17 protein-coding genes are annotated in these 14,678 nt (G+C 29.4%); 8 read left to right on the top strand and 9 right to left on the bottom strand.

Translation table 11 applies throughout. The annotated features are described in order from the left end of the window. Positions 1–15: 15 nt before the first annotated feature. Positions 16–1,485, top strand: a complete 1,470-nt coding sequence (locus tag BST83_RS04675) for an LptF/LptG family permease (protein ID WP_104808785.1) — start codon at positions 16–18, stop codon at positions 1,483–1,485. Then, on the top strand, positions 1,463–2,608 hold the full coding sequence (ribB, locus tag BST83_RS04670) for a 3,4-dihydroxy-2-butanone-4-phosphate synthase (RefSeq protein ID WP_104808784.1): 1,146 nt from the start codon (positions 1,463–1,465) through the stop codon (positions 2,606–2,608). The genes BST83_RS04675 and ribB overlap by 23 nt, the downstream gene beginning before the upstream one ends. Before the next feature lie 348 nt (positions 2,609–2,956). On the opposite strand, the gene BST83_RS04660 is transcribed toward ribB, so the two are convergent. Further along, positions 2,957–3,295 (bottom strand): GNAT family N-acetyltransferase, encoded by a 339-nt coding sequence (locus tag BST83_RS04660; protein WP_104808783.1) that lies wholly within the window; start codon positions 3,293–3,295, stop codon positions 2,957–2,959. Positions 3,296–3,686: 391 nt separating this feature from the next. On the opposite strand from BST83_RS04660, the gene BST83_RS04655 reads away from it, so the two are divergent. Next, positions 3,687–4,340 (top strand): alpha/beta hydrolase, encoded by a 654-nt coding sequence (locus BST83_RS04655; RefSeq protein ID WP_104808782.1) that lies wholly within the window; start codon positions 3,687–3,689, stop codon positions 4,338–4,340. Between the two features lie 44 nt (positions 4,341–4,384). Continuing rightward, a complete protein-coding gene (locus BST83_RS04650; RefSeq protein WP_104808781.1) occupies positions 4,385–5,332 on the top strand; it encodes a lytic transglycosylase domain-containing protein in 948 nt (315 codons plus the stop codon). Here BST83_RS04650 and BST83_RS04645 read toward each other — a convergent pair whose 3' ends face one another. The 8 genes from BST83_RS04645 to BST83_RS04610 all read right to left on the bottom strand — a co-directional run bounded on the left by BST83_RS04645 (position 5,333) and on the right by BST83_RS04610 (position 11,257). After that, complete coding sequence (locus tag BST83_RS04645; RefSeq protein ID WP_367889143.1) at positions 5,333–5,533, bottom strand: YwbE family protein; 201 nt, start codon at positions 5,531–5,533, stop codon at positions 5,333–5,335. It abuts the gene before it with no gap. A gap of 80 nt (positions 5,534–5,613) precedes the next feature. Then, positions 5,614–5,805 carry a cold-shock protein gene (locus BST83_RS04640; protein ID WP_018943662.1) on the bottom strand — a complete coding sequence of 64 codons (192 nt, stop codon included), beginning with the start codon at positions 5,803–5,805 and terminating at the stop codon, positions 5,614–5,616. Between the two features lie 196 nt (positions 5,806–6,001). After that, positions 6,002–6,193 carry a cold-shock protein gene (locus BST83_RS04635; protein ID WP_104808780.1) on the bottom strand — a complete coding sequence of 64 codons (192 nt, stop codon included), beginning with the start codon at positions 6,191–6,193 and terminating at the stop codon, positions 6,002–6,004. A gap of 117 nt (positions 6,194–6,310) precedes the next feature. After that, the gene (locus BST83_RS04630) at positions 6,311–7,252 is read right to left on the bottom strand and encodes an NAD(P)H-dependent flavin oxidoreductase (protein ID WP_104808779.1); all 942 of its coding nucleotides are present in this window, start codon (positions 7,250–7,252) and stop codon (positions 6,311–6,313) included. Then, positions 7,252–8,868 carry a S8 family serine peptidase gene (locus tag BST83_RS04625; RefSeq protein WP_367889142.1) on the bottom strand — a complete coding sequence of 539 codons (1,617 nt, stop codon included), beginning with the start codon at positions 8,866–8,868 and terminating at the stop codon, positions 7,252–7,254. The genes BST83_RS04630 and BST83_RS04625 overlap by 1 nt, the downstream gene beginning before the upstream one ends. Before the next feature lie 50 nt (positions 8,869–8,918). Beyond that, positions 8,919–10,106 (bottom strand): tRNA 2-thiouridine(34) synthase MnmA, encoded by a 1,188-nt coding sequence (gene mnmA / locus BST83_RS04620; protein WP_104808777.1) that lies wholly within the window; start codon positions 10,104–10,106, stop codon positions 8,919–8,921. Positions 10,107–10,211: 105 nt separating this feature from the next. After that, positions 10,212–10,445 carry a hypothetical protein gene (locus tag BST83_RS04615; protein WP_104808776.1) on the bottom strand — a complete coding sequence of 78 codons (234 nt, stop codon included), beginning with the start codon at positions 10,443–10,445 and terminating at the stop codon, positions 10,212–10,214. Between the two features lie 101 nt (positions 10,446–10,546). Then, positions 10,547–11,257, bottom strand: coding sequence for a toxin-antitoxin system YwqK family antitoxin (locus BST83_RS04610; protein WP_104808775.1), 711 nt, complete (start codon positions 11,255–11,257; stop codon positions 10,547–10,549). A 39-nt stretch (positions 11,258–11,296) separates the two neighbouring features. Between BST83_RS04610 and BST83_RS04605 the strand changes: the two genes are divergently transcribed. The 4 genes from BST83_RS04605 (at position 11,297) to BST83_RS04590 (ending at position 14,647) form a co-directional block, all read left to right on the top strand. Continuing rightward, the gene (locus BST83_RS04605) at positions 11,297–11,500 is read left to right on the top strand and encodes a hypothetical protein (RefSeq protein WP_104808774.1); all 204 of its coding nucleotides are present in this window, start codon (positions 11,297–11,299) and stop codon (positions 11,498–11,500) included. A 596-nt stretch (positions 11,501–12,096) separates the two neighbouring features. Continuing rightward, entirely contained in the window at positions 12,097–13,440 is a 1,344-nt protein-coding gene (purB, locus tag BST83_RS04600) for an adenylosuccinate lyase (RefSeq protein ID WP_104808773.1), read from the top strand. 3 nt (positions 13,441–13,443) lie between these two features. Beyond that, the gene (locus tag BST83_RS04595; RefSeq protein ID WP_240614652.1) at positions 13,444–13,881 is read left to right on the top strand and encodes a hypothetical protein; all 438 of its coding nucleotides are present in this window, start codon (positions 13,444–13,446) and stop codon (positions 13,879–13,881) included. 1 nt (position 13,882) lies between these two features. Next, positions 13,883–14,647 (top strand): TerC family protein, encoded by a 765-nt coding sequence (locus BST83_RS04590; protein ID WP_104810788.1) that lies wholly within the window; start codon positions 13,883–13,885, stop codon positions 14,645–14,647. The last annotated feature ends 31 nt before the right edge of the window (positions 14,648–14,678 follow it).

The raw sequence follows: 14,678 nt of genomic DNA, 5'->3' as shown, positions 1-14,678 counted from the left end.
CTACTTTTACGTTTTATGAAAATTTTAGATAAATACCTCTTAAAAAGTTTTTTTAAACCTTTTATAGCTACATTTTTAATTGTACTTTTTGTACTAGTGATGCAGGCTTTATGGCAGGCATTTGAAAATATTGCCGGTAAAGGAATTAGCCTTATTTTTATCTTGAAGTTTTTATACTACACAACTTTAATGATCATTCCGCAAGCATTACCAATTGGTGTCTTATTATCATCAATAATGGCTTTAGGAAATTTAGGTGAAAATTACGAATTTGCTGCGGCAAAATCTGCAGGAATCTCTTTGCAACGGTTGGTAAGACCAATTGGAATTTTAGCAATATTTTTAAGCGGAATCAACTTCTTATTTTTAAATAATGTATATCCCTATGCTGTTTTTAAACAAATAAACTTAAAGCAGAATATAAAAAAGAAACAACCAGCAATGGCTTTAGTTCCTGGAAGTTTTAATGCCGATTTACCGGGTTATCAAATTAAATTTGATGAAAAATATGGCGAAGAACAAAACCTTTTAAAAAATGTTTTAATCTATGACTTAAAAGGAAATAGAGGAAATCAAAAAGTAATTACGGCAAAAAGAGGGAAAATTGTTACAGAAGAAGGAAGTAGATATATGACCTTTATTCTATATGATGGCAACTATTATGAAGAACATGTAAAAGCTGCAAAAACCTCGCTTAAAAGATCAAAAATGGCAGCTTCAAATGCCACTTTTAAAGAATATGAATTTAACATAGATATTGGTAATGCTTTAGATGAAGGATCTTTAGATTCTTTGAGTAATAAAGGATATCCAATGATGTACAGTTTAAAAGAAATCAATGACACGATTCCTAAGTTAAAAGAAAGTTATTATGAAGTACTAGATATTAGAGCAAGAAATATCTTTTTAAGTGCACAAGCAATGGATTTATATAAATATCCAGATTCTTTAAAAAAGAAAAATTTAGAGAAAACTACTCTTCAAAACTTTCAAGACAAAGAAAAAGTTATTATTTTAAATTCGGCAATAGCAAAAACAAATAGAGTTGTTAGTAACTTAAAGAATAACAATCTTACCATAAAATGGAGAAGAAAAATATTGAACTTTTACGATACAGAATACTACAATAGATTTGCGTTTTCTTTATCCTGCATAATTCTATTTTTTATAGGAGCACCTTTAGGTTCTATCATTAGAAAAGGAGGTTTTGGCTTGCCAATGATTTTGGCAATAGCAGTATATGTAATCTATTTCTTTGCAAATACTTTTGGTAAAAACTTAGCAGAAGAAAGCACAATAACATCCTTCTTGGGTTCTTGGATTTCTGCAATTATTATGATACCAGTTGCCATATTACTAACAAGGAGAGCCACAAAAGACAAAGGAATATTTAATTTAGACTCATTTTTACAACCAATTACAAATTTTTTCAAAAAATTATACCAAAAAAAGGTACGAAAATATGACAGCACAAAATTTACATAAAGACACGAAATTAAATACAATAGAAGAGGCAATTAACGACATCAGAAATGGCAAAATCATTATTGTTGTTGATGATGAAAATCGTGAAAATGAAGGTGATTTTTTAGCAGCTGCAGAAAAAGTTACTCCAGAAATGGTCAATTTTATGGCAACGCATGGTCGTGGGTTAATTTGTACTCCATTAACTGAAAAACGTTGTAAAGAATTGGAGTTAGGAATGATGGTGTATAATAATACAGACCCTATGGAAACCGCCTTTACCGTTTCTGTAGATTTACGCGGAAAAGGAGTTACAACTGGTATTTCTGCTGCGGATAGAGCTTTAACAATTAGAGCTTTAATTGATCCTGAAACTAAGCCTTTTGATTTAGCGAGACCTGGTCATATTTTTCCACTAAGAGCAAAAGAAGGTGGCGTTTTACGTAGAACCGGCCATACAGAAGCTGCAATTGACTTTGCACGTTTAGCAGGCTTAAAACCCGCAGGAGTTATTGTAGAAATCATGAATGAAGATGGTACAATGGCGCGTTTACCACAACTTTTAAAAGTGGCAAAAAAGTTTGATATTAAAATTGTCTCTATAGAAGATTTAGTTGCATATAGAATGGAACATGATTCTCTAATTGAAAAGAAAGAGGATTTTGAAATTGAAACTCGTTTTGGAAAATTTAGATTAAGAGCTTACGAGCAAACGACTAATAATCAATTACATATTGCATTAACAAAAGGTTCTTGGACTAATAAAGAGGGCGTTTTAACCAGAATAAATTCTACCTTAGTGAACAACGATATTCTTGGCACTTTAACCAATAATGCTGATAAAAAATTAGACCAAATGTTTCAAGTAATAAATGAAGCAGAAAAAGGTGCAATATTGTTTATCAATCAGCAAAATGAATCTAAAAATTTATTGAGCAGATTATCAGTTTTAAAAGAAGGTCAGAAAAATGGCGAATTAAAAGCTCCAGCAATTGGCATGGATCAAAGGGACTTCGGAATTGGTGCACAAATTTTACACGATTTAAACATCAGTAAATTAAAATTGATAACCAATACGCAGCAAACAAAAAGAGTTGGTATGATTGGTTATGGGTTAGAAATAATAGATTATGTAAGTTATTAAAGAATAAAGAAGAGAGAATTTCGTATTTTTCTATTGATGAAATCCTTACTCGCATTCAACTTTACAAATTTGTAATTGGTGCTTTTTGCACCAATTTTCTATTCCAAAATTTCTTGCTTTTGTGTGTTCTACATTAATTTGTCTGCTAAAATGTCAGATAAAGTTTGCCAATTAGAAACAGTTATTCCTATTTTACTTCTTGCAGATTCAATTCCTAAATAGCCTTTTTTTTTAGCTAATGTTTCCATTCTCTCTGCTGTTATGGTGTAACCCTCTAAATTTTCGGCAACAACTGTGGTGAAAATTACAGCATAAAAATCTGTTTTTAAATCATCTACGATTATAATTTTAATTGGTATTTCGTTTCTGATAATTGAAGATCATCACTTGAAGATCATCACTTATAAATCTTTTTAAAATTTTAAAATTGTTATTTTCTACTATTTTTACGGATGCCTTATTTTCACCAACAACATAGGCTATTATTTTTTTCATTCCAATTTTTTGGCAATCAGAAATGAGACCTTTACAAATTTCAAAACCATAACCTAAACTCCAATAGTTTTCTAAAAAATGATATCCAATTTCATCATCATTATTAGGATCTTTTACAACTGCCACTGTTCCTATAAATTCATTATCGGACTTATTAATTATACCATATATCCAAAAATTATTATCAACCACAGTTTATCTATTGCTTAGTTCTTTTAATTCCTTCGTATTGTCATCGAAATTTTTTAATTTCCCATATGCAAATTGCTTCACTTTAAGATTACTTCGCATCTAGTGAAAGGATTGAACATCCTCAAAATTGAATTGTCTAACTATTAATCTTTCAGTCACAAAAACCATCATTAATTCTTAACTTTACCATGCTTAAATATAACTGCTTGATGATAGATACAGAAGTAACTTCTTACGTAAATTAAGACAAATAATCTAGTAGCTCAAAAAAGGTGAAATGTTACACTATTTATCAACATAAAAATTATAATAATTTATAGCTTGGCATTAAACTTGTAGCTATAAAGTAATGCAAATTCAATTCTTAGTTTTAAAAAAATAAAACATTAAAATGTCTAAAACACATATCTATTTTATGCCTGGACTAGGCGTTGGCCCAGAAATTTTTAAAAAGCTCACCTTATCGCCGGAGTTTGAAATGCACTATTTAGAATGGAAAAAACCTTTGTTCCAAGAAGAGACACTTGTTAATTATGCAATGAGAATGGTAGCCGATGTAACTCATGAAAATCCTGTTTTGATTGGTGTTTCGTTTGGGGGAATTTTAGTACAAGAAATGAGTACGTTTATTGACACTAAAAAACTTATAATTATTTCTAGTGTAAAGTCTAAAAATGAATTTCCAAAGAGATTTAAATTGGCAAATGCAAGTAACATTTATAAGCTTTTCCCCACAACTATTATTACAAATTTTGATGATTATAGTAAATTTTTTATCGGTAAATACCTTCGAAAAAAAGCTGAAAATTACAAGCGATACTTAACTGTTAGAGATAAAACTTATATTGAATGGTCTATTCACAACGTTTTAAATTGGAAACAAGAAATACCAACAAAAAACATTTTACATATTCATGGCACAAAAGACAATGTTTTCCCCATTAAATACATACATAATTGTGAAGAAATTATAGATGGAGACCATGCAATGATTATTCTAAAGGCAAAACAAATATCAGAAATTATTAATAATTATTTAAACTAAGAACAAAATTTAGAGTACTTTTAAATATAAAATATCAAATTAAAATGAGTAATACTTTCAAAATAATTTCTATCATTAGTCTAATTTCTGTCATTTTTTTATGTGTAAGTGCAAACAATAAAAGTCAATCAAACGCTGTATCCGCAGTAGCTAATGATCCAAAGGCAGTAGCTAATGATCCAAAGACTGGTACGCATTTAAACTATAAAATACAATCACTTAAGTTACCAGATAATCTAAATCTTGCGGGAGAAAGAGTTCCGCTTGAAATTGTAGATGTTAAGGAGCGAATGGAAAGAGAATTGTTAGTGAACACCTATTGGCAATCTAATGGTTTGCTTCTTTTAAAACGTGCAAATAAATATTTACCTATTATAGAACCTTTATTAGCAAAGCACGGCTTACCGGATGATTTTAAATTCTTAGCATTAGCCGAAAGTGGTTTTACTGATGAAACTTCTTCTGTTGGCGCTGCAGGTATGTGGCATTTTATGAAGGAAACTGGTAAAGAATATGGTTTAGAAATAAACGATAATGTGGATGAGAGATATCATATAGAAAAATCTACAGAAGTAGCTGCAGAGTATTTAAAAAATGCAAAAGAGAAGTTTGGATCATGGACACTCGCTGCTGCCTCCTACAATGCTGGTGTTTACGGAATATCAAGAAGAATAAAAGAGCAAGAAGTTACCAATTATTATGATGCCCTTTTACCCGATGAAACAGAACGCTATATTTTTAGAATTATCGCTTTAAAAGAAATTATAAATAATCCAGAAAAATATGGTTTTGTTTTTGAACAAGAAGACTTATATACTTTGCCAAAAACATACACGATTAAAGTTGATACAGCGATTACAAATATTACAAAATTTGCAAAAGGGTATGGATTAAATTACAAAGAGTTTAAAATTTTGAATCCTTGGTTAAGAGAAAGTAAATTGAATAACAGTAGTAAAAAATTATACGAAATTAAAATACCTGTAAAATAGTTATTCTATAATATTTTTAACTCTACCAACCAAACCAGATTCAAGCTGTACTTTTATTCCGTATGGATGTGACACAGATTTTGTTAATATTTTAGCAACTACACCTTGTGTAAGTTCCCCTGTTCTTTGATGTGGTTTTAATACTATTTCAACAAAAATTCCTAATTTAATATTTACTCTTTTTCTACCATCAATAATCATAATACAAAAATTTTACAAAAAAAAAGCCCATCAATATTTTGATGGGCTTTTAGATAAAAAATTAACTAGTAATAAATATATTATAATACTCTTACGTTTACTGCGTTTAATCCTTTTTTTCCATCTTGTAAGTCAAATTCAACTTCATCGTTTTCACGAATTTCGTCAATTAACCCTGACACATGCACAAAATGTTCTTTGTTTGATCCTTCTTCAGTGATAAATCCAAATCCTTTAGATTCGTTGAAAAATTTTACGGTACCTTTATTCATTATAAAAAATTATTGTGTTGCCAGTTTAATTACCAACAACGTTTATTAAAATGCAAATATAAAACCAATAAATGAATTACAAAATAAAATAATGTTTTTTTTATTAAATTTTAAATTCTATTTTAAATAAAAAAAAGCCTATCAACATTTGAAAGGCTTTTAGATAAAAATTAACTAGTAATAGATATGATATATATTATAATACTCTAACGTTTACTGCGTTTAATCCTTTTTTTCCATCTTGTAAGTCGAATTCAACTTCATCGTTTTCACGAATTTCGTCAATTAATCCTGACACATGTACAAAATGCTCTTTGTTGTTTCCTTCTTCAGTGATAAATCCGAATCCTTTAGATTCATTGAAAAATTTTACGATACCTTTATTCATTATAAAAAAATTATTGTGTTGCTAGATTAATTCCTATCAACGTTATGTTAAGCTACAAAGATAATACCAAATAAATTATTGACTACATAAAATATTAATTTTATTTTTAAAAAAACTTTAAAACCTAGTTATAAGCGTTTTAACTGAATTAAATTCCGAAATAATCTCTTCTAAAACATCTTTTGCAGGTTTTATTTCATGAATTAATCCTGCAATTTGACCAATTTCTAGCTCTCCGTCTTCTAAATCTCCTTCAAACATTCCTTTTTTTGCTCTTGCTCGGCCCAATAATTCCTTTAATTTTTCTTTGGATGGATTTTGTAAATACAATTCTTGAACATCATTATAAAATTTATTTTTCACCAAACGCACAGGCGCCAACTCCTTTAAAGTTACTTGAGTATCACCATCTTTTACATCAATAATTGTGTTTTTAAAATTTTGATGTGCAGAAGATTCTTCAGTTGCGGCAAACCTACTTCCTATTTGAACTCCATCGGCACCCAAGACCATCGCAGCCAACATTCCTCTTCCTGATGCAATTCCGCCCGCAGCAATTACAGGGATTTTTAAATACTCTTTCACCATTGGTATTAGTGTAAAAGTCGTAGTTTCTTCGCGTCCATTATGTCCGCCAGCTTCGAAACCTTCACAAACAACGGCATCAACTCCAGCTTCTTCTGCTTTTAACGCAAACTTTACAGAACTTACAACATGCACAACGGTAATCCCTTTTTCCTTTAAACAGGACGTCCATGTTTTAGGATTTCCTGCGGAAGTAAAAACAATCTTCACTCCTTCTTCCACAATAATATCCATAATTTTTTCAATATCAGGATACAACATTGGCACATTTACGCCAAAAGGTTTATTAGATGCTTTTTTACATTTTTGAATGTGTTCTCTTAAAATTTCGGGATACATAGATCCAGCACCAATTAATCCCAAACCGCCAGCATTTGAGACTGCAGAAGCTAATTTATAACCAGAAACCCAAATCATTCCACCTTGTATAATTGGATATTTTATATTGAAAAGTTGCCTAATTTTATTTGTCATTATTTTTTTATCAGTTTAACTGTTTTCTGCTGATTTTTATATTGAATTTTTAAGATATAAATTCCATTTTTAAGATTCTTCGTATCGATAGTTTTCGATACTAATTTAGAATTTTCGATAACTAATTGCCCTAAAATATTATAAATCTGAATGGATAAACTTTCGGTAGCATTCGCATCAACAGAAATAGAAAACGTATCTTTTATTGGATTTGGGAAAATTTTGATTGATGTATTCTTAAAATTATTCAGCGCCAATACTTGATTATAAGCAGCTTCAAAATCTGGAATTCCATACCCATATTGATCCGTAGGGTTATTAAATCTATCCGCAGATTTACGAATCAAATCCATAATTTCAAAATTCGTTTTATTAGGGAAAACTTGCCAAAAACAAGCGATAACTCCAGCCATTATCGGCGATGAAAAAGAGGTTCCATTTGATGTTGAAACGTTTCCTGAAGAATAATTTATGATTGCAGAATTTAGCCCTTGTGCCAAAACATCTGGTTTTATTCTTTGATCTGCAGTTGGTCCAAAAGAACTAAAAGAGGCAATTTTTTCTGAAGAGTTTACTGCACCAATTGAAAAAACAGAAACAGCATCTGCAGGAGCACCAATATATTTCCAGGTGCCATTTCCTTCATTTCCAGCGGCATTTACTAAAATAATTCCTCTTGAAGCACCAATTTCAGCACCTCGAGAAATAAAAGTCGTTTTCCCGTCCATATCTGCATACGTATGACTATGATTTGGATTATCATAAGTTGTATAACCTAAAGAGGTGTTTATCACATTTACACCTAAACTATCTGCTCTTTCTGCCGCTTCTACCCAAAGTGTTTCTTCTAAAACAGTTTCTTTTTCTGCAATTTCTGATATAAATAAATAAAACTTTGCATCTGGCGCTGTACCAACAAATTGATTTTCTAAATAGCCTGCAATTGTAGATAAAACATGAGTTCCATGATTATTTCTTGTATAAAAATTAGTGCTTCTATCAGCAAAATTATAACCCCCTAAAATTTGGTTATTACCTCTTATTCTTTGAAAAGCTGCAAGCGTATTTACATTAGGGAAACCAGCATCAATAATTGCAATTTGCATGCCTTCCCCTGTATAATTTTGTTGATGTAAAAAATCTCCTCTCAACATTTTAATCTGATTTTCTGCATTTCCGTACTTAAAATCGGTCGTAGTTTTAGAAAATTTATTTTGGTGTGAAGCAACTATTTTCTTACCCGTATTTTTAGCATTCGCATTTAAACTTTTATTTGCAAATTCAATGGATTCAATAAATGAATACGTATTTAATAGTGCTCTAACAGCAGACTCAACACCTTGAATATGAACAGCATTTAACCATTTAGATTTTCCTAAAACTGTAATATTCTCATTATTTTTTAATTGATTGTAATAGGTTATATCAACAGGTACATCTTTTAAATCTAAAGAAATATTTTGTGTAGTTCTTCTATCTAAAGAACGTTGAGAAAGCATTTGCAAAGGATTTTGTAAAAAAGTAGCAGAATTTGGTTTGTTGTAGAAATAAACCCAAGCGTCTTCTGTCTGTACAAAAGTGCTAAAAAAACTAATCGAGAATAAAAAAAGTAGCATTTTCTTCATATTTCGAAAATACTACTTTTTTACGATTTTATATATTTTTATTACGAAATTACTCCAGAACCTAACAATTCTTCATTTTGATACCAAGCAACAAATTGTCCTTCTTGTATTGCTGATTGTTTATTTCTAAATGCTACATATAAACCACTTTCTACTTTGTATAAAGTTGCTTTTTCTAAAACTTGTCTGTATCTTATTCTTGCATCAACATTCATAGTTTCTCCTGGTTTTAAAGCTAAATCTTCTCGAATCCAATGCAATTCTTTATTAGAAACAAACAATACATTTCTATATAATCCTTTGTGACTTTTACCTTCTCCTGTATAAATTACGTTTTCTACAACATCGGTTTCTATAACATACAAGCCTTCTTTTGTGCCGCCCACATTTAATCCTTTACGCTGACCTTTTGTAAAATAATGCGCTCCTTGATGTTTGCCTACTACTTTTCCGTCTTCTTTTTTATAAGAAAATTTTATTGAAAAAAAAGCAAGTTCAGCTTCCTTGTTTTCAAACTTTGGAACTTCTTTTGTGTACTGCTCAAAATCCGAAGGAATTGTAACGATTACTCCTTCTTTTGGCTGTAATTTTTGTTGTAAAAATTCTGGCAAACGTACTTTACCAATAAAACACAAACCTTGAGAATCTTTCTTATCAGCAGTAATTAAATTTGCTTTTTTGGCAATTTCCCTAACTTCTGGTTTTGTAAGTTCTCCAATTGGAAACAATGCTTTTGTTAATTGTTCTTGCGATAATTGACATAAAAAATAAGACTGATCTTTGTTATTGTCTTTCCCTGCTAATAATTTATAAACCGGTTTTCCATCAATAATTTCTTCATCCTTTCTGCAATAATGACCAGTTGCAACATAATCTGCACCTAGTTTTAAAGCGATATCCATAAAAACATCAAACTTTATTTCTCTGTTACAAAGAATATCAGGATTTGGAGTTCTTCCTTTTTCATATTCATCAAACATATAATCTACAATACGTTCTTTATATTGCTCGCTTAAATCTACAACTTGAAAAGGAATTTCTAATTTTTCGGCAACAATCATTGCATCGTTACTGTCTTCTAACCAAGGACATTCGTTAGAAATTGTTACAGAATCATCGTGCCAATTTTTCATAAAAAGACCAATAACCTCATACCCTTGTTCTTTTAATAAATGTGCTGTAACACTAGAATCTACACCACCAGAAAGACCAACAACTACTCGTTTCATTTTTTAATTTTGAGGATGCAAAGTTACAAAATTGATTAGAATTTATTGATTGAAAGAATTGATGTTTCTATTGCGGAAATTGATGATTAGATTTAGTGACGTAATTTATTCTGTTAATTTTTTACGTTTTATTTTCAATTCTGCAATCTCAATTTGCTCTTTTAATTCTTTCTTTTCATCAATACTTTTCTGTAATTCAGTTTCATCAATAATTCCGAAATTTGTTAGTTTCACGTAAAATCCAACAAGAACAGCTAAAACAAAAAGACAAAATATAATAGAAATTCCTTCCGTTCTAAAATAATCTCTATCAAATTCTTTTACAAAAACATAAATCAATGAAATTCCAGCAATGATTGAAATAATAAAAATGATTTTTCCTAAAATTATAATTCCATTTCTCTTTTTAGATTCAATAAATTTTCTCTTAAAAGTTATTGTTAATTTTTCTTTTTAAATTGCTTCTTATTATCCTTTTCATCTTTATCATTTGTTACTTCACCATCCAAATAATACTCCCATTCTCCTACTCTATTTCCATCTTTATACGAACCAGCTTCTTTTAAATTTCCATTTAATTCAAAATATTTAGCTGGCCCATTTTGCTTTCCTTTTTTAAAGGTGACTTCTTCTATTAAAATTCCGTCACTAGAATATTTTTGCGAAAGCCCTTCTTTTAATCCCTCTTTATAAAAAGTAATTTCTGTCTCTTTTCCGTTTGGATAATAATTAACCAATTTGCCCTCTAATTTTCCTTGTTTATAAACTTCTTCGGACATTATTTTTCCATCCGTAAAATAATACACCCAATCTCCTATTCTATTTTTATCTAAAAAAGAACCTTTGCTTTGTAATTTACCTTTTAAAGTATAAAATTCAACTAAAACTGCATCTTGACTTTTAGAATAAGTTTTAATAATTAAAGGAAAATCAGAACTCGAAATATCATAGAATTTAAAAACACCAATTTCTTTTCCATTTTCAAACTTACCGGTATAGCGTATTTTATCATTTGGATAATATTTTATCCAAGTACCAATTCGCTGTTTTTTCTCATTAAACTGATTGATTTTCTGTGCATTTATTTTATCAGCCGAAAAAAAACAACTAAAAATCACAGAAACAAAAAGAAGTCTTTTTATACTTAACATGGCAAAATTTTAAAGTAAATATACATAAATCAGATCAAAATGAGCATCCTATTTTTAACAGAACAACTTAATAATATGGAAAATCCTAAAAGGGAAAACCAACAACGAATTGCAAATCTGGCGTTAAAAGATCAAAAATTATGTAAAGAGTTCGTTTCTATTACTTTTGATGTTGATACTAAAGCATCTATAATAGCTGCTTGGATTTTAGAATGGATTTGCACACATCATTATTTAGAATAGATTTTACCACATTTAGATGAGTTTTCAGAAAAGATAACAACCCAAAATTTGGTAGCGCCATTAGACCTTGTGCAAAAATTTGTGAACATTTAGCAATTGCTTATTATGCCAAGAGCGAGAATGAAGTTCAAAAAAAACTAAAAATAAATCATATTGATACAATTATAGAAACTGGTTTTGATTGGCTAATTACGCCTCAAAAAATAGCTGTAAGAGCCCATACAAGAATACATTGTGTCTTTTCGGATTAAAAAAAGATTGGGTACATTTAGACTTAAAATACCTTATTATTACTACAATTATTTATGAAAGTATAAGCACAAATGCCAGAGGAAATCATATTTTAAAATTGATAGAAAACCATAAATAGTAAAAATTTAGATATGAATTTCACAAATTAAAAAAAGTTAGAACAAAATTTAGCTACTATAAGCGCAAAATTTATAAAAACTACAATTATATGGTGAATATAAAAGTATAAGAGAACGTTTACTTTTATTTCTGTTAATTCGTGAAATTAGTGTTTAAAAAACATCAAAAATCTACTTTATAAATCTGTTGAATTCACTATTTTTGCAATTAACAACAGAACTAAAATGAACTTAACACAATTAAATGCCATTTCACCAATTGATGGACGATACAGAGGTAAAATATCTAAATTAGCAGACTATTTTTCTGAAGAAGCTTTAATAAAGTACAGAGTTCGTGTAGAAATTGAATATTTTATTGCATTGTGCGAAATTCCTTTACCACAATTAGCAGATTTTAACACCGTTTTATTTACTGATTTGCGTAAAATTTATATCGATTTCACAACTGAAGATGCTCAGAAAATAAAAGATATTGAAAAAGTTACCAATCATGATGTAAAAGCGGTTGAGTATTTTATCAAAGAAAAATTTGATGCTTTAGGTTTACAAAAACATAAAGAATTTATCCACTTCGGATTGACTTCTCAGGACATTAATAATACTGCCATTCCACTTTCTATAAAAGAAGCAATGAACGACGTTTTTGTACCTCATTATTTTGAAGTCGTTGCGAGTTTAGAAGAATTAGTTATTGAATGGAAAGATATTTCTATGTTGGCAAGAACGCATGGTCAGCCAGCATCACCAACAAGATTAGGAAAGGAAATTAATGTTTTTGTAGTTCGTTTAAAGGAACAGTTTAAACTATTAAATGACATACCAAGTGCTGCGAAATTTGGAGGCGCAACTGGTAATTACAACGCACATAAAGTTGCATATCCAACAATTGATTGGAGAACTTTTGGTGGCGAATTTGTTCAAAAAAAATTAGGTTTACAACACTCTTTTCCGACCACACAAATAGAACATTATGATCATTTAGCGGCTTTATTTGATAACTTAAAACGTATCAATACCATCCTCATAGATTTAGATAGAGATTTCTGGACTTATGTTTCTATGGATTATTTTAAGCAAAAAATTAAGGCTGGTGAAGTAGGAAGTTCTGCAATGCCGCACAAAGTAAATCCGATTGATTTTGAAAATTCTGAAGGAAATTTAGGAATTGCAAATGCAATATTCGAACATTTATCAGCAAAATTACCAATTTCAAGATTGCAAAGAGATTTAACGGATAGTACAGTTTTACGCAATGTTGGTGTTCCTTTCGGACATACAATTATTGGTTTTACATCCACCTTAAAAGGATTGAATAAACTGTTACTGAATAAGCAAAAATTTGAGCAAGATTTAGATAATAATTGGGCTGTTGTTGCAGAAGCAATCCAAACAATTTTAAGACGTGAAGCGTATCCAAATCCTTATGAAGCGTTAAAAGGTTTGACAAGAACGAACGAGAAAATCAATCAAAAATCAATTGCGGATTTTATTGATACGTTAGAAGTTTCATCAGAAATTAAAAAAGAATTAAAAGCAATTACGCCATCAAATTATACAGGAATATAAATTATGATACAGATAGAATTCGGCAATAAAAAACAAGAAACAAGAAAATGGAAATTTAAAAAGCTAGGATCAATACTATCTTATTTTCTAATTTTATCCGTTCTTATTTTTTCGTCTTGTAAATCAGAATTTGAAGATAATTCAGATCGCTTTAAAGTAGGTGTTTTTGAAATTCCGGCCGGTAACGATTTTGTAAAAGAAACAATTATTAGAAAAGATAGTATTCAAATTAGTAAACATGGAAATCATGTAGATACTTTGTCTATAAAATGGAAAAATAATTTCTTTTACACTTTAAAATATATCAATCCAAAAAATGATTTAGAAAAAGATCCAATGTTTATACAGATTAATAAAATTAATAAAGATTCTTATGATTTTACTGTAAAAATTGGTTTTTCAAAATTCACGAAAAAAGGCACAATTTATAAAACAAAATAATATGGAAATATTTGCTCACGCAGATACTTGGGTTGCATTATTAACCTTAACCTTTTTAGAAATTATTTTAGGGATAGATAATATTATTTTTATTTCTATAACTGCCAATAAATTACCGAAAAATCAAATAAGGAAAGCGACACTTTTAGGTTTAGCTTTAGCAATGATTACAAGAATATTATTGCTTTTTAGCATCTCTTATTTAATTGCTTTAAAAGATCCTTTTTTTGGAGTAGATTTAGGTTGGTTTAAGACTGCTTTAACAGGACAAAGTATTATTTTATTTTTAGGAGGCTTGTTTTTATTGTATAAGAGCACTAAAGAAATTCGCCAAAAGGTAGAAAACACTAACGAAGAACAAGTTTTAAAATCGCCCAAAGTAATTTCATTTAAAAGTGTTCTTTTTCAAATTATATTAATAGATATCGTTTTTTCTTTTGATAGTATTTTAACTGCTGTTGGAATGACAAATGGTGTTGATGGTGCTTTACTTATTATGATAATTGCTGTTATTGTATCCATCATTATTATGATGATTTTCTCAAATCCGATAAGTAATTTTGTAAATAACAATCCTACAATACAGATGCTAGCCTTGTCTTTTTTAATCTTAATTGGTTTTATGTTAATTACAGAAGGTGCACATTTATCTCACACAGAAATATTTAACAAAACTGTAGGTGTGATTCCAAAAGGTTATTTGTACTTTGCAATTGCATTTTCTTTAGGTGTAGAAATGTTAAATTTAAAATCGCGTAAAAAATAAAATATTGTTTAAAAAATAATTAGTATTTTTT

The sequence above is a fragment of the Polaribacter filamentus genome (genome assembly GCF_002943715.1).
Taxonomy (GTDB): domain Bacteria; phylum Bacteroidota; class Bacteroidia; order Flavobacteriales; family Flavobacteriaceae; genus Polaribacter; species Polaribacter filamentus.
This window is presented reverse-complemented; position numbering and strand designations above follow the sequence as displayed.

What these genes read in the sequence shown, in the direction of transcription:
- BST83_RS04595 (WP_240614652.1), top strand. Translation starts at nt 13,444, where the DNA reads ATGATACAGATAGAATTCGGCAATAAAAAACAAGAAACAAGAAAATGG.
- purB (WP_104808773.1), top strand. Translation starts at nt 12,097, where the DNA reads ATGAACTTAACACAATTAAATGCCATTTCACCAATTGATGGACGATAC.
- BST83_RS04675 (WP_104808785.1), top strand. Translation starts at nt 16, where the DNA reads ATGAAAATTTTAGATAAATACCTCTTAAAAAGTTTTTTTAAACCTTTT.
- BST83_RS04605 (WP_104808774.1), top strand. Translation starts at nt 11,297, where the DNA reads ATGAGCATCCTATTTTTAACAGAACAACTTAATAATATGGAAAATCCT.
- BST83_RS04590 (WP_104810788.1), top strand. Translation starts at nt 13,883, where the DNA reads ATGGAAATATTTGCTCACGCAGATACTTGGGTTGCATTATTAACCTTA.
- BST83_RS04655 (WP_104808782.1), top strand. Translation starts at nt 3,687, where the DNA reads ATGTCTAAAACACATATCTATTTTATGCCTGGACTAGGCGTTGGCCCA.
- BST83_RS04610 (WP_104808775.1), bottom strand. Translation starts at nt 11,257, where the DNA reads ATGTTAAGTATAAAAAGACTTCTTTTTGTTTCTGTGATTTTTAGTTGT.
- mnmA (WP_104808777.1), bottom strand. Translation starts at nt 10,106, where the DNA reads ATGAAACGAGTAGTTGTTGGTCTTTCTGGTGGTGTAGATTCTAGTGTT.
- BST83_RS04635 (WP_104808780.1), bottom strand. Translation starts at nt 6,193, where the DNA reads ATGAATAAAGGTATCGTAAAATTTTTCAATGAATCTAAAGGATTCGGA.
- BST83_RS04630 (WP_104808779.1), bottom strand. Translation starts at nt 7,252, where the DNA reads ATGACAAATAAAATTAGGCAACTTTTCAATATAAAATATCCAATTATA.
- BST83_RS04645 (WP_367889143.1), bottom strand. Translation starts at nt 5,533, where the DNA reads ATGATTATTGATGGTAGAAAAAGAGTAAATATTAAATTAGGAATTTTT.
- BST83_RS04640 (WP_018943662.1), bottom strand. Translation starts at nt 5,805, where the DNA reads ATGAATAAAGGTACCGTAAAATTTTTCAACGAATCTAAAGGATTTGGA.
- BST83_RS04650 (WP_104808781.1), top strand. Translation starts at nt 4,385, where the DNA reads ATGAGTAATACTTTCAAAATAATTTCTATCATTAGTCTAATTTCTGTC.
- BST83_RS04625 (WP_367889142.1), bottom strand. Translation starts at nt 8,868, where the DNA reads ATGCTACTTTTTTTATTCTCGATTAGTTTTTTTAGCACTTTTGTACAG.
- ribB (WP_104808784.1), top strand. Translation starts at nt 1,463, where the DNA reads ATGACAGCACAAAATTTACATAAAGACACGAAATTAAATACAATAGAA.